Origin of the sequence: Nakamurella multipartita DSM 44233 (assembly GCF_000024365.1) — a bacterium.
Taxonomy (GTDB): Bacteria; Actinomycetota; Actinomycetes; order Mycobacteriales; family Nakamurellaceae; genus Nakamurella; species Nakamurella multipartita.
Genome location: NC_013235.1, coordinates 2,839,403 through 2,859,101, shown reverse-complemented (window position 1 = coordinate 2,859,101; position 19,699 = coordinate 2,839,403). Strand labels below are relative to the sequence as shown.

The window sequence follows — 19,699 nt, the reverse complement described above, 5'->3', positions numbered from 1 at the left end:
ATCGCACCGGGAGGCGCCATGACCACGACCCAGACCGCACCGCCGGCGGCCGTCGACACGAAGGCCGACACCGAGGCCGACACCAACGTCACGACCGCACCCGACGCTGACGGTGCCCGCATCGAGGCCTTCGCCGGACGCGTTCTCGACGTCATCTCCGACGGAGCGACCGCCCTCACCGTCAGCATCGGCCACCGCACCGGGCTCTTCGACACGATGGAGGAGCTACCCCCGTCCACGAGTGCCGAGATCGCCCGCGCGGGTGGACTTCAGGAGCGGTACGTGCGGGAGTGGCTGGCCGCAATGCTGGTCGGCGGCATTGTCGACCACGACCCGGCCGAAGGCACCTGGCACCTTCCGGCCGAGCATGCCGCGGTGCTCACCCGCCGCGCCGGCAAGGACAATCTGGCGAAGTTGGCCCAGCTCATCGGATTGCTGGCCGGAGCCGAACGCGACGTCGCCGCCTGTTTCCGTGACGGTGGCGGGGTTCCGTACAGCGCGTACACCGAGTTCCACGCCCTGATGGCCGAGGACAGCAAGGACATGGCGGAGGGCATCCTGATCGACGAGGTCCTTCCGCTGGTCGATGGTCTGACCGAGCGACTGGAGCGCGGCATCTCGGTCGCGGACGTCGGCTGCGGCAGCGGTCATCACCTCACCGTGCTGGCGGCTGCGTTCCCGCGGAGCAGGTTCGTCGGCTATGACTTCTCGGAGGAGGCGATCGCCGCGGCGCGGGCCGGCGCGACGGCGAAGGGCCTTCCCAACGTCAGGTTCGAACTGAGGGATGTCGCGGACCTGACCGGCACCGGGCCATTCGATTTCGTCACCGCGTTCGACGCGATCCACGACCAGGCCCATCCGGCGGCGGTGCTGGACGGGGTCGCCCGCGCACTCGCTCCGGACGGGGTGTTCCTGATGGTGGACCTCCGGGCCTCCAGCAACCCGCACGAGAACGTGGGGGTGCCCGCCGCCGCGTTCCTTTACGGTGTCTCACTGCTGCACTGCATGACCGTGTCGCTGGCCCAGGGCGGGACGGGCCTCGGCGCGGCCTGGGGCGAACAGACGGCCATCCGGATGCTCCACGCGGCCGGCTTCGGGTCGGTGGACGTGCGCGCCGTGGACGGCGACTTCGTGAACAGCTACTACCTCGGCCGGATCTAGCGGCAACGGCGAACGGATCGCGCTTCCCGTGCGTCGTGGTGCATGACGCCGGCGCCAACGCGGTCATCGCTGCGCTGGACGGTGTGACCGGCGTCGAATCCGCTTGCGCTGGGCGACCTTGCGGGCAAAGGTGATGAGGGGCGGACCTCCGGCCGCCGGAATCCGCCCGACGAGGCCATCGGGTCCGCGCCTTCATCCCGAGGAGGTCGGGGCAATGCTCATCCGGGTGCGGTGACTCCACACGCTGATTCGGTTGAACGACCTTTCCGACGGGAGAACGTCCATGACCGCTCGTGGGCTCTGCTGGTGGTTGGTCCCGTCCTGCGTCGTCGCGTTCCTGATCGCCGGCCTCACCTACATTGCGACCGCGCTCACCTGGATCGGGCCCGCTCCACCGACCTTCGCGATCGACCAGGACCTCGACGCCTACCTGGACGCCTATCTCACTTTCCGGCGGGAAACAATGGCCGCCGAGCAGATCGCGAACGTCGCCGTGGTGGTGGGTTCATTGCTCCTGGGCGTCCTCCTGGTGATCGCACCGCGGATCGGCGCGCTACGCAACGACTTGGCCGGCAGGGTGGGTGGACTTCTCGCCTTCACCGGGTCGGTGGTGTACGCGGCCACCCAACTGGCGTATCTCGGGGCAATCGCCGAAGTCCTGACGACGAGCGCGATCCCCGACTTCGACGCTCGGAATCTGGGCACTTGGACCCAGGTCATCGATCGCACCGACGACTACGTGGAGAATCTCGGGCTCGTGCTGCTGGCCGTGGCACTTCTGCTACTCAGAACGCCCAGCAATGACCGCCACACCGTCAGGTGGCGCGCCGCGGCGCTGATCCTGTCGGCGGGACTGATCATTCTCGTCGCCGCGTCGTTTGCTCGGGCCGAGCCATTGACCGACGTCATGCTGGCGCTCAGCTCCATCGTTCTGGTGCCGGTCTGCGCGATCATCCTCGGCGCTCGAATCCGAATGGCGGAAGGCCACCCGCTCCGGGTCGATCAATAGGGTCCGTCAGCAGCGCGTCGGTGCGCTGATCATCGTGGCGCGAAACCCCTACCATCGGATGGGTTTTGCCGAGTTGATCAGTGTAGCGTCCGGGCCGGAGGTGCGGCGATGGCAGCACGTGGAGCTCGGCTGGTGCTTGCGGTCCTGGCCACCCTTCTCCTCGCGGCCGGCACCGGCTGCGATTCCGGTCGCGGGTCCGCGAGTTCCGTCCAGACCTCGCCGGCACCCGACGCGTCCGTGGCCGGCCCTCCCGCCACGACCGGCTCGACAGCGGCGACGAACCCACCCGCCACCTCGGCGAACGTCTGGAGCAGCACCATCGACCCGACCGCCGTGCCGCTGGGCGACGGAAAGGTCTCCACCACCCCCCATGTCGGATACCTGGACACGTGCACCACCGCGTTTCCCGGCGGCGGCGCCTCGCACAGCGGCGACTGGATCGACACCGCCGCGGGCACCTGGAACATGGCCGCCAAGGTGGCCGTGCAGGGCGCGGTGCACTGGCCGGCCGCGGACCACACGGAGACCGACTCCGATAACACCCGGACGCTGCACACCAACGGCCTGCCGGTCGAATTCACCACCGGGATCTTCCCCATTCGGTCCGAGGATCCCGCCTACCGGTACGATCCCAACCCGAACCACATCGGGACCCAGGACATCACGTTCGGACTTCCGCTCGACCCGACGGAAGCGGCCATGCCGTCGTGCACCAGACTCGGGCCGATCGGTCTACTCGACAGCGGGGTGCTGTTGTACAGCGCCGTCGATGACGCCGGCCGCGACGCAGTCGCCCACGAAACCCAGGACAGCTGCGACGGGCACCCGGACGGCCAGGATCGCTATCACGACCACAGCATCCCCGCGTGCCTGCTCGACCGCGCCACCGGCCGGTCCACGCTGGTGGGCTACGCCCTGGACGGATACGGCATCTACGTCGAGCGAGACCAGGCCGGCAATCTGCCCCCGAACGCCGATCTGGATGCGTGCCACGGCCGGACCAGTCAGGTCACCTGGAACGGCCAGCAGCGCACGATCTATCACTACGTGGCAACCCTCGAGTACCCCTACACGATCGGTTGTTACCACGGCAGACCGACCGCCGCACGATTCGGGACTCGCTGACCCGGACCCGGACCCAGGCATCGACGCGCTTCGTGCCGACCTCGCCGCCGAACCCCGCCGGTGCCGCTCCTGGTGAGAGCACGCTCTGTGGCCGGCCGGCCTCGAAAGGACTACCCTCACCGTGAACACAGTTGCTGGAGGCCATGATGCGAACAGGCGGTCGGGCTGTCGTCAGGGTGTGGAGGATCCTGCTGCCGGTGCTGGTGGTCTGAATCCTGGCCGGGGTGGTGGCACCCCCGGCCCGTGGCGCCGGCTCGCAGACCCGTGGTGCCGCCGCCGATGCCGCGTCGGTCACGACGAACTACGTCGAGGGGTTCTACCCACTGTGGTTCACCTATCGGCAGACCCAACTGGCGCCGCACGATCAGTTGATCGGGCCGAATCGGATCTCGCCGATCTACCGGACCGTCGTGGCGATCAACGACGACACGCTGTACGCCAGTTCGCCGATCGATCTCACCTCGACGCCCACCCGGCCGTACGAACCGGTGATCGTGACGGTTCCGCAGACCGATTCGAACCTGAGCTATTCGGTGTTGGCGTTGGACCCGTACGGAAATGTGCTCGATCTCCAGCCGGAGATTCCGTCCAAACCGGCGGGAACGGATCTGCCGACGACCGTGTATGCATTGGTTCGCCAACTGGAGCCCGTCGAGGACCTTCCGAAGGGCGCGGTCCAGATCGTGATGCCGGCGGATTTCACGTTCCTGATCTTCCGCATCGACCGGTACTACCGGCACCACCGAGATGACCGCCCAGGCCGATGCCTTCAGACGGTCGCTGCTGCTGCAGACCTCGACGGGCTACAACCTGGACCCGACCGGTGGGGCGACGCGGATCCTGCCGGAGATCGCATTCGCGATTCCGTTCAAGACGATCGCCGACACGCTGATCCGGATCGCGCCGATACGGTTCCTCCAGCAGCTGCAGGAGGCGGTCCACTCCACCAACACGCCACCCTTGACCCCGCAAGAGCAGGCGTTGTCCGACGACTTCGACGCGCTGTTCGGTCACGGCGGGGCCGGGCTCGGCCCGGCCGAGAAGATCGTGTTCGGCCAGGCCACGCGGTCGGCCCATCACGAGATCCTGGACAACTACCTGAACAATCTGGGCCCGAACAACTGGATCCATTTCACCGACATCGGGGCCTGGGGTGGGCAGGTGCTGGACCGCGCATCGATCACCGAGTTCATCCAGTACGGCAACGGGATCAGCACAGCCGCGTACTACGACACGTTCCGAGACGGCGACGGCGCCGCCTTGACGGGAAACGCCGCGAATGGGTACGTTTTGACGTTTCCGCCGGACGGGCAGCCACAACGCAAACGGTTCTGGTCACTGACCGCGTACACGCCGGATGCGATCGAATTGATTCCCAACACCGCCGGCAAATACGTCGTGGCCAGCGACACACACGGCCTGCAGACCAATCCCAAGGACGGATCCCTGTCGATCTACATCTCCAAGACCAAACCCGCCGGCGTTCCGAAGGCGAACTGGCTCCCGGTCGGTAACGGCAACTTCAACGTGATGCTCCGCGTGTACGGGCCCGTGCCGGGCAGCGCGGTCGCGGACAACACCTACGTACCTCCCCCGGTCGACAAACGCTCATCCGGTCGGTGAGCGCGAGGGCACCCGTGGAGCCGATGATCACCACCACCGTTGATCGGACCGTCGACGGCCGGCTCCCCCGGTTCCTGGCGGCAGACCGGGCCGTCCGACCCCGTTGCGCCACCGGGATGCGGTCAGCACGATGGTGCCGGCCGTCAGCAGGAGGCCACCGGCAAGGGTGAGCGGGGCGGCATGGGTCCCGGTGGCGGCCAAGGTGGCGGACGGCGGCTGACGGTAGGCCGCGCCGGCACCGCCGGCCGCGGCGGTCGTTGCGGTGCCGGTCGCGGCCTGTTCCGGCCCGGTGGGCCCGGCCGCGGCCGACCCGGCCGGGACCGTCGGGGCGGGCGTGGTCGTCGTCGGTGTCACCACGGGCGGCGCCGCGGTCACCTCGAACGGATCGGAGGTGGCGGATGCGCCCGGCCCCTGCGCGTTGACCGCCGCCACCGAGCAGGTGGTCACCGCCCCCTGGACCAGACCGGTCACCTTGGCGGGTGAGTCGGGAACGGAGAGCGGGGTTCCGGCGCGCCCGCCGCCGTCGCAGCGGACCGTGTAGCTCAGGATCGGTGACGTGCCGGGCAGCGCGGGTGGGGCGAAGGTGACGGTCGCCGTGCCCGGCTCCGGCCCGGCGACGGCCCGGACGTCCAGCGGTGCGGTGGGTACCCGCAGCAGGCCCTCCAGGAATCCCGTCGCGTCGACGAGCCCGGCCCCGACGACGTCCTCGGCGGGCACCCCGGGCCAGGGGCTGTCGACGGGCGTCGCGCTGTCCAGCAGGGCCCGGGTGAGTTCGTCCGGGTCGGCGTCCGTGCGCAGCTGGCGGCCCAGCGCGACGACGGCCGCCACGGTGGGCGCGGCCGCCGAGGTGCCGTAGAAGAACCGATCGCCGTCCGGCTCGAGGACGCCGTAGAAGTCGGTGCGCAGACCGTCGACGGCCATCACGCTCGGGGCGGCCACCGGCTGCACGGGGCTCAACGGCGCGGCGGGCAGGGTGCCGTCGACGGGGCCGAAGAGCAGCGTGCGCGGGCCGTGGTTGGAGAACTTCTCGGGGATCGTCGGCGTCCGGTAGTCGGCCGCGGCGACGCTGATCACCCCGACGCCGGCGTTGTGACCGGTGGCGTTCGGGCCGACGATGTCGGTGCCGGTGGTCTGGTCGTACTCCAGGAAGGTCGGGTAGGGCCGCCCGTCCCCGCGGAAATCCACCTTGACCCGCGGCGGCGGGAGGTCGGCGCCGGGTGTCTGCCGAACGATGACGATGGACAGCTCGGCGGCCGCCCCCGCGACCAGCTCCTGGGCCGACCATTCGACGGAGGCGGTGACGCCGTCCGGTTCCGGACTCCAGCCGACGACCTGATCGTCCTGCAGGACGTACAGCCGGAACTGCTGCTGCACCCCGTACCAGGGTTCGCCCCAGTTCAGCGCCCCGGTCAGCCGGGCTTGTGCCGACATGCCGGCGCCGACCCCGAATTCCATCGTCGGATCCGTATCGGGCCCGGGATCGAAGTCCATGCAGTCGTACCCGGGTGCCAGGCCGAGCGTGTCCGGGCACGGGGTCGGCCGGTACTCCAGGGTCTCCCAGGACCCGATGGGCCGCCCCGCGCTGGGACCGTCATCGGTTCCGATGACGTTGTTGTTGCCCACCGCCGCCAGGTACACCACCCCCTGCGCGCGGACGTCCTGGATCGCCACCTCGATCGGCCCGGGCTGATAGGTCGGTTCCTGCGGGTGGCCGATGTCATCGACGATGATGTCGGCGCCGGCCGCGGCCAGATCGAAGATGCGCTGGGCCATCTGGAACTGATCGTCCCCCGCGGACGCGAACAGCAGGTCCGCTCCCGGGGCGATCCCATGCACGAGTTCGAGCATGGCCCGGCCCTCGTCGTTACCGGCACCGGTCGCGTCGACCAGCACGGTGACGGGCTGGGTGCGCCCACACGGATTCCCGGGGCCGGGAAGCAATCCGGCCGCAATGTCCTGATCCGGTGTCGTCGGCGACGTCGGGTCCGTGGCGAACGACGTCGAGAGGACGCCCACCGTGACGCCCGTCCCGTCGACCCCGAATACCTCGCGCGCCTGATCGGACCGCAGCGGTGCGTCCGCATCGACCGGCACCGTGCGGCAGCCGGGCGCATCGACCTCTGCGGCCGCCACCGGCGCCCCGACCGTCGTCAGCAGGCAGCACCACGCGCCGACCATCAGCACCGCGGCCAGCCGGATCGGCGTTCGCGCAACGATGCGGCCGGGCCCCGGACGATGCCCGCCGACGACGACGGCACCGGGCGGCGACCCGTCGCGACATCGTCGCAGCGTTCCCGGCGGGGTCGTCCGCGGCGCCGATCGGCCCGGGGCAAGCGGGGGCGCCCACCGCACCGTCATGCGGGGGGCAGGATCGAGGCCGGGGATTCGATGCCCAGTGCCGCCAGGGACGACCGGACCCGTGCGGACCTGGCCGCGGCAGTGGCCGCCCGCCGGGGATCGTTCTCGTCGACGAGCGCGGCCAGCACGGTCGGGAACGCCAGCGCCACCCCGAGGCGGAAGTCGGCGTACGCCACGGTGTCCGGATAGTCCGGCACACCGCACGCGCGGAGCTCGGCGGCCCAGACGCCGCAGGCCCAGCGCAGGGACTCCGCGGTCGGGGTCCGGGCGGCGCTGGTCGCGGCCAGGCGGGCCGTGTCGTAGGCGCCGAGCCCGGCGAAGGCCAGCCCCCAGTCGAGCACCGCGACCCGCTCACCGCGCAGTCGCAGGTTGTCGGCGTAGTAGTCGCCGTGGGTGAGGGTGACCGGCCGGCGCCGGGCCCAGGCCAGCGCGGTCGGCAGCGCGGCGACGAAGGCGTCCCCCGCGGCCGCTGCCGGCGATCCCGCGCCCCGCAGCACGTAGGGCCGCAGCTGCGACCAGTGCTCGGCGAACGCGGTGACCGTGGGGTAGTCGCCGTCCCGCAGGCCGGCCGCCAGGGTTTCCGGGTCGCCCCAGTGCCAGGCGTGCAGTCGGGCGGCCGCCCGGAGGGCGCTCTCCAGCTGAGCGTCGGACAGTCCGGCGAGGCCGTCGGCGGGTGCCCAGTCCCCCAGGTCCTCCAGGATCAGGGTGCCGGTGTCGCCGTCGCCGGTCACCTCGGCGTGGTAACAGCGGGCGACCCGGATCGGCGGCTCGTGGCCGGCGAACATCCGGTGCGCGGCAGCGGCGCGGGCGAACGGCCGACCGTAGTCGGCCGCGAGGGCCGGCTCGCCCAGTGACCGCTTGATGATCAGCGAGGCCGGGCCCGCGCCGGGAGGTTCGTAGCTCACCGCGAGCCGGTCGACCCGGGAGGCGTGGCCCTGCGCCTCGCCCAGCGGCCGGACGTCGACGCGGACCACCCGGGCGCCGGCGGGCAGCGTCTTGGCCAGCACGGCATCGAGGCCGGTGGCGGTCAGTAGGTGGTCGGCGCCGGCCGGTCCGGGTCCGTCGTCGGCTCCGGTCGGATCGTTGCGGTCGGTGTTCATCCGGCACCCCAGTTGTCCTCGACGTAGCGGCCGGCGGCCGCGAGTTCGGAGATCCAAGGCTCGCCGGCCTCACCCGTTCGATCCGCGTGCAGGGCCGCGATCGTCGAGCTGACCTCCGGGGCCATCGTGTGCCGGTTCCCGCACACGTACACGACCGCGTCGCGATCCAGCAGGTCGAGCACGTCGGCGCCGTGGTCGCGGACGGCCTGCTGCACGTAACGGCCGGACCCGCCGTCCGGCCGGGAGTACGCCTCGTACAGGTCCAGCCAGCCCTGCCCGGCCCAGGTGTCCAGCTCGCGGCCGTAGATCCGATCCAGGTCGGGGTGCCGGCATCCGCGGAACAGCAGGGTGGGTCCGACCGGCCGGCCGATGGCCCGTTCGGCGGCCCGCTCCTGCAGGAAGCCGCGGAACGGGGCGACGCCGGTGCCGGCACAGACCATGACCAGCGGGGTCCGCGGATCGGCCGGCGGGTGGAACTGCGGGCCCGGATCGGCCACCCTGGCCAGGATCCGTAGGCCCGCGCCCAGGGTGACCAGATAGCTGGAGGTCACTCCGTAGTACCGTCCGTGACCCGAGAGCGCCTGCCCGGAGACCAGTCCCACGGTGATGCCGACCCGGTTCGGCTCGCCGATCGGGGCGGAGGAGATCGAGTACGGCCGGGGCTTGAGCATCGGGAAGGCCTCGACCACCAGGGCCGGCGGGATCGGCTGGTCGGGCGGGTACTCGGTGGCCAGGTCGAGCAGCGACACCCGCCGCGCCAGCACTCCGCCGGCGAACGCGTCGTCGTCCGCGGTCAGCGCGAGCAGCGCGGCCCGGGCCGGGTCCCGGTCGACGTGCGCAGCGAGGATGTCGATGCCGCGCCGGGTCGCGGGGGCGCGCAGGTCGCAATACCCGGCGAGCAGGTCGTACATCATGGTCGGCTGACCCAGCGGGACGCCGGTCTCCACCGTCGTCGTCGCATGCAGCTCGACCACCAGGGACGGGTCGAACTTCAGCGTCCGGGCGGCCCGCCAGATGATCGTCTGACGGTTCTGCGGAAGAACCAGCAGGTGGTCACCGGGCCGGTAGGAGACGGCCGGGTCCAGCTCCACATCCAGGTGCATGGTGACCCGCTCGCCGTCCGCCCCGGGTCCGGCGTCCGGGATGTCCGCAAGATCGCTGCCCAGGTCGGGCGGTCGGCGGGTCAGTTCGGTGACCGACCGCACCCACGCCTCGCCCATCCCGAAGGCGTCGGCCGGGCCGTCCGCGGAAGCCCGGCCGACCTCGGAGGCCACGTAGCGACCGACCGGATTGCGGGTTTCCCGGGGCGGGCCGGGACGGCCCGCGTCCAGCGCCTGCCACAAGGAGCGGCTCCACCGGGTGAACGCCCCGTCCAGGTCGCCGGACGAGTCGCCCTCGCCCCGGTCGATCAGCCGCTCGCCGCCGATCCGCACCAGTTCCCGGTCGATCAGCGCGGGAACCGCCTGATAGGTGGTGGGCCAGTTGTGGTCTCCGCAACCGAACACCGCGAACCGCACACCGTGGGCGGCGCCGTCCGGGGCGGCGGACAGCCAGGACACGAAATCGCGGGCGCCCGCCGCCGGCTGACCGTTGTAGGACGCGGTGATGACCACCAGCGGCCGGTCGACGGGCAGCCGGTCGACCAGCGCGTTGAGTTCCACCCCGTCCGCCGCGTCGCCGGCGTCGACGGCCTCGTGGGCCAGGTCGTAGCCCAGATGCCGAGCCGTCCCACCGTCGGAGGAGGCGGCGACGACCAGCCGCTGCTGGTGGCCGTCGGAGTTCGGGGGCGGCTGCACCGAACCGGCGGCGACCGAGCCGGCAGCCGTGGCGCCCGGCATGTCGGTGCCGGTCCGGCCGTCCGCCGGGCGTACGTCCGCCGGGGACGCCGTCGCCGCCGCGGTGCCCGCCGACACCCCGGGGCGGGCCAGGAACCGCAGGGTCACGTTCTGCGGCTTGAGCGTGATGTGCAGGGCGATCGTCAACGGCGCAGGGTGCGGGTCCCGGATCTCGAACCGGTGCAACAACACCGCGAGCGTGGCCCGGGCCTCGGCCAGCGCGAACAACCGGCCGATGCACCCGCGGACCCCGACGCCGAACGGCTGGTAGGCGCCGGCCGGCAGCTGACCGACCGACTCCCATCGGCGCGGCCGGAAGACCTCGGCGTCCGGGCCCCAGATCGCCGGGTCGATGTGCACCTTCGGCAGCGGGATCAGGATGGTGGCACCGGCGTCGAGGTGGTACCCGCCGCCGATGGTGGTGGCCCGGCGCGGATGTCGCAGCAGCACCGGGGCGGTGGGATGCAGGCGCAGGGTCTCGTCGACGATCTGGTGGATCCGGTCGAGCTGCCCGACCTGCTCCATGGTCGGCAGGACGGAGCGATCCGACCCCAGCACCTCGTCCACCTGTTCCCGGGCCCAGTCCTGGACCTGCGGCTGGGCGGCCAGATGGTGCAGGGCGAAGGCCAGGGTGCCGCTGGTGGTCTCGTGACCGGCGATCAGCAGGGTGAGGGTCTGCTGGCGAACCTCGATGTCGCTCAGCCGCTCGCCGGTGTCCGGGTCGGCGGCGGTGAGCATGTGCTGCAGCAGGTCGTCCGGCGCGTTCCCGTCCGGCATCGACCGGCGCCGTTTGACGAAATCGTCGACGAAGGAGATGAGCACCTCAGCGGACTCCCGCAGGTCACGGGTGGCCCTGGGATGCATGACCGCGTAGAGATCCTTCTTGCCCGCGCCCTCCGCGAGCAGCGTGAGGGCGCGGTCGAGGGCCTGCAGGAACGGGGTCGGGGTGTTGGTGTACACGTTGCCGAACCGGTACGAGAACAGGCACAGCCCGACCACGTCCAGGGTCATCGCGCTGGTCAGCGTGGGCACGTCCACGTCCGACCCGGGCTCCATCCGGACCAACCGTTCGGCCAGCTGCTGGATCGGGTCGACGATGCTCGGGTACAGCCGGGAGATGGCGGCACCGGTGAACGCCGGGGCGATGATCCGATGACCGCGCTGCCACGCCCGGCTGTCGGTGAAGGCGGTGAACAGGCCGTCGCCCAGCACGGCACGCAGCCGCTGCGCCGGCGACTTGTCGAATCGGGAGTCGTCGCACGCCTCGCCGAACAGGTCGGGCCCGGTCAGCACGACCTGGTCGTGGTAGCCGGGCATGTCCAGGGCGTAGATCGGGCCGAGCTCGTCGGCCAGGCGCTGCAGGTCGGTGAATGCCGTCGCCGGGTTGATCGAGACCAGCGCGTTGCCGATGATGGGCAACGCCTTCGGGTGCGGAATCGCCTTGTCCGTCATACCTTTTCACCCTCCATCGGTCCGATCGGTGGCTGGCCTCCCGCGGTGCCCGCCGACGCCCGGCGTAGCGCGACGATGGCCACGACGACCAGCACCACGGCACCGACGAGGCAGGCCACGGTGTTGCCGCGCAGAAAGGACTCCCCGGCGATCTGCGCGACGCCGGGCCCGGCCTGCGCGCTCACCGCGTCCACATCGCCGGCGAGCACCTCGGTCAACAAGGCGTCCTGCTGGCCCGCCGGCACCGAGCTGGCCCGCCAGGCCAGCGTGGTGACCGCGGCGGTCAGCGCGGCGAAGGCGGCCACCCCGATCGCCTGGCCGAGGTGCTGGGCGAGTCCGAGACCGCCCGATACGGCGCCGCGGTCGTCCTCGGGGGCGCCGGCCAGCGCGGCAGCCCAAAGCCCCGGCAACGCCAGACCCAGCCCGAGGCCGAGCACCACATCGCCGACGGCGAGCTGCACCACGCCGGTCTCGCTGATCGTGGCCAGCACACCGAGCCCGACGGCGCCGAGGAACAGGCCGGTCGCGGTCACCCTGGCCAGGCCGAAGCGCTTGGTCGACCGGGGCGCGGCCGCGGTGCCGACGATGAACAGCACGGTGATCGGGATCGACAGCAGCCCGGCGGTCAGCGGGGACAACCCGATCACCGACTGGGCGACGACCTGTTGCAGGAACAGCGCACCGGTCAGCGCGAGCGTGACGGTGAGCCCGACGGCGAGCGCCAACGGCACCGGTCGGCGGCGCAGTGCGCGCGGATCCACCAGGGGAACCCTCGCGGTGGCCAGTCTGAGGACGAATCCCGCGCCGGCCAGCAGCCCGAGCCCGACCAGCAGTCCCGCGGCCCAGCCGCCGTCCTCGCCGAGGTCGATGGCGCCCTTGCAGAACAGGGTGACGGCGGCGGCCACCAGCACCGCACCGAACCAGTCCACCGCTCGACGTTGCCTCGCCCGTGATTCGCCGACGACCCGCACCGCGGCCACCGCGGCCACCACCGCCACCGGGATCGAGGTCCAGAGGACGCTGCGCCAGCCGAGCAGGGCCACCAGCACGGCCCCGACCAGCGGACCCGCGGCCGTGCCCGCGGCCGAGGCGCCGGACCGCATGGCGACCGCCCGGGACAACCGGTCGCGATGCACCACCGTGGCCAGCAGCGCGAGGGACGACGGCTGGGCCAGGCCGGATCCGACGCCCTGGATGGCGCGGCCCGCGGTCAGCAGCTCGGCACCCTGCGCCAGCGACCCGAGCAGCGCCCCGCCGGCGAACACGCCGATGCCGATGAGGTAGATGCGCCGTCGTCCGAACCGGTCGGCCAGCGCACCGCCGGGGATCGATGTCGCGGCATAGCCAATGGGACTCGCTTTCCGCACATCTGGGCCGCTATTTGTGCCCCCACCGAGGGTCCTGGTCGAGCACGCGTAGTGACAGGTCTTCAAGCTCGGTGACCAAGGCGCGGAGCCGGCGGGAGTTGTCGAACCAGGGCTGGTAATCGCGTAGTTGGTCCTCGGTCAGGCGCCGGGTGACGGTCCTGCCCGCGAGCTTTCGGGTCCAGCTCCAAAACGGTGGGTGGAGCACGGGCGGGTCGGCGTGGCATCGGCAGCTGGGCTTGCCACATCGGGCCTGACGGTGGGTCACGCTGCCGGGCAGGACGAACCCGAGGGCGGCCAGCTGCGCGCTGATCTGGTCGGCCCCGGCCCGGTGCTCGGGATCGATCTGCACGACACGCCTCCGAGATCCATCGCTGCCTCCACTGTCCACAGTATATGTACTGCGGACAGCTGATGTCGAGGATGACACGCGGGAGGCCGGAATGGGCGAGGCGGGCGGCGGGTCCGGCGCGGAGGCCGGCTTCGGGCTGGTCAGTCAGCGGTTGGGGCCGCTGCCGCTGATCAACCACTTCCTGGACCGCATCGGCCTGGACGCAGCGCTGGATCGGTGGCTGCCGGAGCCGGACCGCCGGTTCAAGCTCACGCCCGCGGCGGCGATCCGGCTGCTGGTGGTCAACCTGCTGGTGGGCCGGGCACCCTTGTACGGGTTGGGTGAGTGGGCCGCCGGGTACCCGCCGGCCCTGCTGGGTCTGCCGGGTCCGGACACCGCCTGGCTCAACGACGACCGGATCGGGCGGGCGTTGGTCGCCCTGTTCGACGCGGACCGGGCCAGCCTGCTCACCGAACTGATCGTCGGTGTGGTCGACGAGTTCGGCGTGGACACCGCCGAGATGCACAACGATTCCACCTCGGTGTCGGTGCACGGCCAGTACAAGCAGGCGGACGGCACCCCGCGGCGGGGCAAGCCGACGCCGGCGGTGACCTTCGGACATTCCAAGGACCACCGGCCGGACCTGAAGCAGTTGGTGTGGATCCTGACCGTCTCGGCGGACGGGTCGGTGCCGATGGCCTACCGCCTCGCCGACGGCAACACCAGCGACGACCCGACGCACATCCCGACCTGGGACGGGCTGGTCAAGGTGGTGGGCCGGCGGGACTTCCTGTACGTGGCCGATTCGAAGCTGTGCTCCGGGCAGGCGATGCGGCACATCGACGGCCAGGGCGGCCGGTTCGTCACCGTGCTGCCCCGCACCCGCGGCGAGGACAAGTGGTTCCGTGACTGGATCGGGACCAACCAGCCGGCATGGACCGAGGCGATCCGGCTGCCCGGGCAGCGGATCGGCGACCTGCCCAGGGTTTGGTCCACCTTCCCCGCGCCGCTGCCCTCGGCCGAGGGGTACCGGATCATCTGGGTCCACTCCACTGTCAAGGCCGCCCGCGACGAGCACGCCCGCCGTAGCCGCATCGAGGCCGGCGCCGCCGCCGTCGACGAACTCGCCGGCAGGCTGGCCGGGCCGAAGACCCGGCTCAAGACCCGCGCCGCCGTCGAGCAGGCCATCACCACCGTGTTGACCGACACCGGTTCCGCCCGCTGGCTGCAGGTCACCGTCACCGAAAGCATCGAAGAGGGCTTCCGGCAGGAAAAGCGTGGTCGGCCCGGCGCCGACACCCGCTACCGGCGCACCACCCGCACCCGCTACACGGTCAGCTGGCGATCCCGGGACGACGCCATCGCCCACGACACAGCAAGCGACGGCTGCTTCCCGATGATCACCAACGACCGGCACCTCACCGACCAGGAGGTCCTCGCCGCGTACCGGTACCAACCCAACCTGGAACGCCGCCACCACGTGCTCAAGAGCGTCCAGGACGCCGACCCGATCTGGCTGCGCGACCCCGCCCGCATCGAGGCGATCTTCTGCTGCCAGTTCCTGGCCCTGCTCGTCGGCGCACTCATCGAACGACAGATCCGCACCGCCATGAAAGCCGCTGCCACCACCAACATCCCGCTCTACCCCGAGCTACGCGCCTGCGAAGCACCCACCGCTGAAAGGATCTTCGCCGTCCTCGCCGACCTGACCCGCCACGAACTGCACCGCGACGGAGAACTCGTGCAAGCCTTCGAACCCGAACTCACCCCACTACAACAGCAGATCCTCGACCTGCTCGGCGTCTCCGCCACCGCCTACCGCCCCAGCTGACCTCCACCGCCGGTTGGGGGGCCATATCAGCTCCGAGAAGTGCGGAACGTCAGATGGGAAACACCGCGGCCGCCCATTGCAGGTCGGACAGCGGGACGCCGAGGTCGTCCTGGATGGTCGGCACGGCGACCGACAGGGCGCCGACGTCGACCGCTGCGAGGATTCGGGCCAGCGCCAGCGCCAGCGACGCGCGGCGTTCGCCGGCGGTCAATCGGTCGGTCATGGCCGGATCCGCAGCGGCCGGGCGCCGGTCAGGATCGCTTCCGCCCGGGCGGGTTCCGCAGGCCGCCCGGCGCACTGCTGAAGGCATGCTCGAGCTCCGCCCGGTCGAACGGGCCCAGGACCGCGCCCTGGGTGGCGAACCGGAACAGCGCGACCTTGAACACCGTCGTGATCGTCGTCTGCAGCAGCATCGTCAGGGCCATCAGCAGGACACCGATCGAGATCGTGACCGCCCCGGCGCCGGCCGACTGCTGCGCCATGCCGATGCCGATGCCGATGAGCAGCGCCCCCGGCAGGAATCCGACCAGGAAGGCGACCAGCCCGATCGCGGTGGTCCCCGTCAACCCCTCGCCCCACCGGGCCCAGATCAGTTCGGTGGAGCGTTTGAGCGCCTGCTTGGGTCCCAGCCCCTCGAACGCGATGCCGGGAACGACGAAGAACGTCGCCACCATCCAGGCGAAGTTGGCCAGCCCACCGACGATCAGACCCATCACCTGGCCAGCGCCTTGGCGCAGCGCCGACTGGATCAGCGAGATGACGGTGCCAACCACCAGTTGCACCGCGGCCCATTTCAGGATCAGGCCCAGCCGCGATCCGGCCGCCGCCAGGCCCTGGCCGACGGTGGTCCTCTCACCGTCCAGTGCCCTGGTGGCGCAACAGGCGAGCGCGACGTTGCAGAAGATCCCGATGGTCACCAGCACATAGAGCCCGACGAGCGCGACCGGGACGGCGAGCCAATCGGCAGTCGTGGCCAGCACCAGTCCGGCGCCCGCGCCGAAGAAGACCGCCGCACACAGCACTCCGGAGACCGCGGCGATGACCGCGAACCCGAGCAAGGAACCATCGGCCCGAACGACCGACCAGCTCTTCTTCGTCAGCTGCCACCCACGCCCGATTCGCCCCATCCGCCGAGAATAGGAAGTATCCGACGACTCGACAATCCGCGGACCGCTGGCCCCCTTGATCCCGCATTCGTGGGGATCGCCCCCATTCGGACCTGTCCAAGAGGGCTCGGTCGCTCGAAGCCGACCGCGATCGACTCGATGGCGATCGGTCTTCAGTTCGATTCAACCCGGTTGATCCGGCCCCCGACCGGCCCGTGACGAACCGGCACATCGGGGCGCCACAGGTCGGTGCCGGAATGCGGGGAGGTGATGGCCGGCATCGATCCGGTTCCCGCCGGATCCAGTGCCGACAAATTGTCGGGAAATCGTCAGGTTCGGGGTGCCTCCGGATCCCCCCGGAAACCCGGAGCCGATTCCCGCCGTCCTGAATCAGCCTGCCCGCTGCCAGGTCGCGCCGTAGCCGGTGAGCGTGGAATCGGGACGTACGGTGGTGCGCCCACGAACGCCTTCGGCGGCGCATCCGGGCTCCCAGTTCGCCAACCAGATACCCAGCGCCACCGGGGCGTAGTAGGGGGTCCGGGAACATCCGCGAGAGAAGTCACGCTAAGGTGTTACCGCAGACAATGAAGCCCAGCCGGTTGTAGTCGCGCCGCCGCGCGGCGATCATCCTGCGGTCCTCGTCGTCGAGGTGGAAGAACCGTTCCAGCTCCACCCGCGACAGCGACCCGAACCGGCCGTAACCGGCCACACCCTCATCACTCACGCCGACATGGAATCACCAGCAGGCAACACGTTTCCGGCGGTCGGCTGGGCAGCAGGAGTCGTCCCGCGGGCGTTTTTCATCCCGTCAGCCTGGGGCGAGCAGCTGCGTGGACAGCAACTCGGCGAAGAACGCTGTACACCGGCGATGCGACCACCCGCGAAGCACCAGGCATTGGTAGGCCTCTGCGCTGAACAGGGCGACCAAGACATCGGTCGCGCTGGCCCTAGTGAGGCCCTCGCGTAGCCCGGCGGGCTTGTCGGCGAGCACGTTCACCACCTCGCGGTAGGACTCGACCCGCCTCTCCTCGCTGGTACGGACGATCTGGCCGGCCTCCGGATCCCCGGTCGCCACGTGGAGTGCGGGCACCAGCGGGGCGACCCGCTGCAGTATGGCGGCGCCGTGGCGGACGAAGACCCACAGCGCCATCTCCGACGTGGGCGCGGCCTGGAACTCGCTCCACCATCGGTGCCACCCCATCACCTCGGCCATCACGATCGGCTCGGGCGGGGGCTCCCGCCAGCGGTCGAAACCGATGATGGCAGCACCGAGCACATCACCGAGCAGCGCGGACTTGGTGTGGAAGGTGTAGTAGATCGTCGGCACCGCGACGCCCGCGCGATCGGCGATCGCGGAGATCGTCGCTCCCAGGTACCCGTCGCGGCAGAACAGGTCGTACGCCGCTTGCACCATCCGTCGCCGGGTGGCGAGCGTGCGTTCGGCGCGGGTGACCGTGCTCGGCACCCGATCGATGGTAGCCGGTCAATCACTATAGTTCTACTATAGTGAGATCGGGTCGACACCTCAGGAGGTGGCGATGAAGATCCTCTTCGCCTCGATGCCCGCCGACGGGCACTTCAATCCCCTCACCGGTGTCGCGGAACACCTCGCGCGGGCCGGTCACGACGTGCGCTGGTACGCCGGTCCGGCCTACGGCGCCAAGCTCGACCGGCTGGGCATGCGCCACTTCCCCTATCGGCGGGCGACCGAAGTCACTGGCGGAAACATCCACCGCCTCTATCCGGAGCGCGCGGCGCTCAAGGGTCCCAAGCTGATCGCCTTCGATCTGGAGAAGTACTTCGTCACCAACGTGGACCAGCATTTCCAGGACATCGTCGAGATCCGCTCCGAGTTCGCGTTCGACGTCTTCTTCTGCGACGGTGCCATGTATGTCGAGAAGTTGATCGCCGAGGTGCTCCAGATCCCGGTGCTGGCCACGGGCATCAGCGCCGTCCTGCCCGGCGACGGCGGTCCACCGCCGTTCTTCGGTCTCCGGCCGGCGCGCACCGTGATCGGTCGAACGACGCATGCGGTCGTCCGGCGCATGCTCACCAGCACCATGCGGCCGGGCGTGACGACCTACAACGAGATTCTCGCCGGGTACGGCATCGCCCCCCTGCCTCCCGACGGTTTCCCGCACCTGCCGATGGCCAGTGCCCGGCGCCTGTTGCTCGACGGAACACCCGGCCTGGAATTCCCCGGCTACCGGTCGCCCGCCAACGCCGAGTTCGTCGGACCGCTGGTCCCGGCCCGGGCGGCGTTGGGACCCGGACCGGAAGCCACATTGCCACCCCAGGTCCTCGAACCCGGTGCGCCCGTCGTGGTCGTCTCCCAGGGCACCGTCGACAACGCCGACCAGGACAAACTGCTGGTGCCGACCTTGACGGCACTGAGCGATCAGCCGTACGTCGTCGTCGCGACCACCGGCGGAGTGGGCACCGAACGACTGCGGAAGCGTTTCCCGGCACCAAATGTCGTGATCGAGGACTTCGTGAACTACACGGACCTGTTCCCGCACGCCGACGTCTTCGTGACCAGCGGCGGCTACGGCAGCACCGTCGCCGCATTGCGGCACGGCGTCCGCGTGGTGGGAGCGGGCAAGCGGGAAGGCAAGAACGACATCAACGCCCGCATCGGATACAACAAGCTCGGCATCGATCTGCGCACCGAACGACCCCGGCCGGCCCGGATCCGGGCCGCCGTCCACCGGGTGTTGCACGACCCCGAGATCGACGCCGGCGTCGCCGGCATCAGCGCGGAATTCGAGTCCTACCATCCGATGGTGGCCATCGAGTCCGCGTTGCGGGACCTGACTCCCGCCGCGGGCCCCCGCGATCCAGTGAGGCGTCGGGACAGCCTACCGAGCCGGGCGTTCCAAGCAGAGCTCCACGACGGGCAGCGCTGACCCGGCGTCGGAGACCCTTGCGCCGCTGGCCGCCTCGAGAACCGGCTGGAACTGCTGCCACGCACTCGGATGGGCCGCCGCATACCTGGCCAGGGCATGCCGGGCCGCCGCGGGTTCGAGCTCGTGCGCCTCAGCGATCCGCGGTGGACCGACGCCGGTCTGCACCCGCACCCGGGGTTCGGCCAGGATGTTGCGGAACCAGGCCGACCGCCGCCCGAGCCCGGACACCACGAACAGCTCTCCGGGCGGCCGCCGGTCCACCACTTCCAGCACCACGTAGCGAGGGCGGCCGGTGCGCCGACCGGTGTGTTCCAGGAGCAGGAACCGCCCGCCGAAGACGAACCCCAGCCGGCACCGGAAAATCCAGATCGGGGCCCGCACTAGCCATCTCGTGCGCAGCAGGGACACCGCAAGGCGAACCGATCGCGGCCTGGCGGGCATGTCCATGGGCTCGTTCCTTTCGTCGGGACAGCATGTCGGCACGCCGTCAGCGCGGCC

15 protein-coding genes and 2 pseudogenes are annotated in these 19,699 nt (G+C 70.7%); 7 read left to right on the top strand and 10 right to left on the bottom strand.

All coding sequences use genetic code 11. The features are described 5' to 3' along the window. Positions 1-18 precede the first annotated feature (18 nt). The 5 genes and pseudogenes from NAMU_RS12935 to NAMU_RS12920 all read left to right on the top strand — a co-directional run bounded on the left by NAMU_RS12935 (position 19) and on the right by NAMU_RS12920 (position 4,918). The gene (locus tag NAMU_RS12935; RefSeq protein WP_015747841.1) at positions 19-1,161 is read left to right on the top strand and encodes a class I SAM-dependent methyltransferase; all 1,143 of its coding nucleotides are present in this window, start codon (positions 19-21) and stop codon (positions 1,159-1,161) included. Between the two features lie 283 nt (positions 1,162-1,444). Further along, positions 1,445-2,170: a hypothetical protein gene (locus tag NAMU_RS12930; RefSeq protein ID WP_015747840.1), complete on the top strand. Its 726-nt coding sequence runs from the start codon at positions 1,445-1,447 to the stop codon at positions 2,168-2,170. 108 nt (positions 2,171-2,278) lie between these two features. Beyond that, on the top strand, positions 2,279-3,295 hold the full coding sequence (locus tag NAMU_RS12925) for a YHYH protein (RefSeq protein WP_015747839.1): 1,017 nt from the start codon (positions 2,279-2,281) through the stop codon (positions 3,293-3,295). Between the two features lie 224 nt (positions 3,296-3,519). Continuing rightward, positions 3,520-4,008 (top strand): annotated as a pseudogene (locus NAMU_RS31790) (DUF1254 domain-containing protein); the annotation flags it as partial. Between the two features lie 34 nt (positions 4,009-4,042). Further along, positions 4,043-4,918: a DUF1214 domain-containing protein gene (locus NAMU_RS12920; RefSeq protein ID WP_015747838.1), complete on the top strand. Its 876-nt coding sequence runs from the start codon at positions 4,043-4,045 to the stop codon at positions 4,916-4,918. A gap of 27 nt (positions 4,919-4,945) precedes the next feature. On the opposite strand, the gene NAMU_RS12915 is transcribed toward NAMU_RS12920, so the two are convergent. The 5 genes from NAMU_RS12915 to NAMU_RS12895 form a co-directional block, all read right to left on the bottom strand. Then, complete coding sequence (locus NAMU_RS12915) at positions 4,946-7,102, bottom strand: S8 family serine peptidase (protein WP_041368850.1); 2,157 nt, start codon at positions 7,100-7,102, stop codon at positions 4,946-4,948. A 170-nt stretch (positions 7,103-7,272) separates the two neighbouring features. Continuing rightward, positions 7,273-8,376 carry a phosphotransferase gene (locus NAMU_RS12910; RefSeq protein WP_015747836.1) on the bottom strand — a complete coding sequence of 368 codons (1,104 nt, stop codon included), beginning with the start codon at positions 8,374-8,376 and terminating at the stop codon, positions 7,273-7,275. After that, positions 8,373-11,663 carry a cytochrome P450 gene (locus tag NAMU_RS12905; RefSeq protein ID WP_015747835.1) on the bottom strand — a complete coding sequence of 1,097 codons (3,291 nt, stop codon included), beginning with the start codon at positions 11,661-11,663 and terminating at the stop codon, positions 8,373-8,375. Before NAMU_RS12905 ends, NAMU_RS12910 begins: the two co-directional genes overlap by 4 nt. After that, positions 11,660-13,030 carry an MFS transporter gene (locus NAMU_RS12900; RefSeq protein ID WP_015747834.1) on the bottom strand — a complete coding sequence of 457 codons (1,371 nt, stop codon included), beginning with the start codon at positions 13,028-13,030 and terminating at the stop codon, positions 11,660-11,662. Before NAMU_RS12900 ends, NAMU_RS12905 begins: the two co-directional genes overlap by 4 nt. A gap of 10 nt (positions 13,031-13,040) precedes the next feature. Continuing rightward, the gene (locus tag NAMU_RS12895; protein ID WP_015747833.1) at positions 13,041-13,379 is read right to left on the bottom strand and encodes a DUF6788 family protein; all 339 of its coding nucleotides are present in this window, start codon (positions 13,377-13,379) and stop codon (positions 13,041-13,043) included. Between the two features lie 91 nt (positions 13,380-13,470). Between NAMU_RS12895 and NAMU_RS12890 the strand changes: the two genes are divergently transcribed. Further along, positions 13,471-15,189 (top strand): IS1634 family transposase, encoded by a 1,719-nt coding sequence (locus tag NAMU_RS12890; protein WP_015747832.1) that lies wholly within the window; start codon positions 13,471-13,473, stop codon positions 15,187-15,189. A 49-nt stretch (positions 15,190-15,238) separates the two neighbouring features. On the opposite strand, the gene NAMU_RS29275 is transcribed toward NAMU_RS12890, so the two are convergent. The 4 genes and pseudogenes from NAMU_RS29275 to NAMU_RS12880 all read right to left on the bottom strand — a co-directional run bounded on the left by NAMU_RS29275 (position 15,239) and on the right by NAMU_RS12880 (position 17,760). After that, entirely contained in the window at positions 15,239-15,412 is a 174-nt protein-coding gene (locus NAMU_RS29275) for a hypothetical protein (protein ID WP_015747831.1), read from the bottom strand. Between the two features lie 28 nt (positions 15,413-15,440). Beyond that, positions 15,441-16,316: a DUF6159 family protein gene (locus tag NAMU_RS12885; RefSeq protein WP_015747830.1), complete on the bottom strand. Its 876-nt coding sequence runs from the start codon at positions 16,314-16,316 to the stop codon at positions 15,441-15,443. Between the two features lie 565 nt (positions 16,317-16,881). Further along, positions 16,882-17,019: pseudogene (locus tag NAMU_RS28315) on the bottom strand (DUF4158 domain-containing protein); the annotation flags it as partial. Between the two features lie 84 nt (positions 17,020-17,103). Continuing rightward, positions 17,104-17,760: a TetR/AcrR family transcriptional regulator gene (locus tag NAMU_RS12880; RefSeq protein ID WP_015747828.1), complete on the bottom strand. Its 657-nt coding sequence runs from the start codon at positions 17,758-17,760 to the stop codon at positions 17,104-17,106. 73 nt (positions 17,761-17,833) lie between these two features. Here NAMU_RS12880 and NAMU_RS12875 point away from each other — a divergent pair, with 73 nt between their 5' ends. Next, positions 17,834-19,201, top strand: coding sequence for a glycosyltransferase (locus NAMU_RS12875; RefSeq protein WP_015747827.1), 1,368 nt, complete (start codon positions 17,834-17,836; stop codon positions 19,199-19,201). Here NAMU_RS12875 and NAMU_RS12870 read toward each other — a convergent pair. Further along, the gene (locus NAMU_RS12870) at positions 19,154-19,648 is read right to left on the bottom strand and encodes a nitroreductase family deazaflavin-dependent oxidoreductase (protein ID WP_015747826.1); all 495 of its coding nucleotides are present in this window, start codon (positions 19,646-19,648) and stop codon (positions 19,154-19,156) included. The two genes, NAMU_RS12875 and NAMU_RS12870, sit on opposite strands and share 48 nt — an antisense overlap. Positions 19,649-19,699 lie beyond the last annotated feature (51 nt).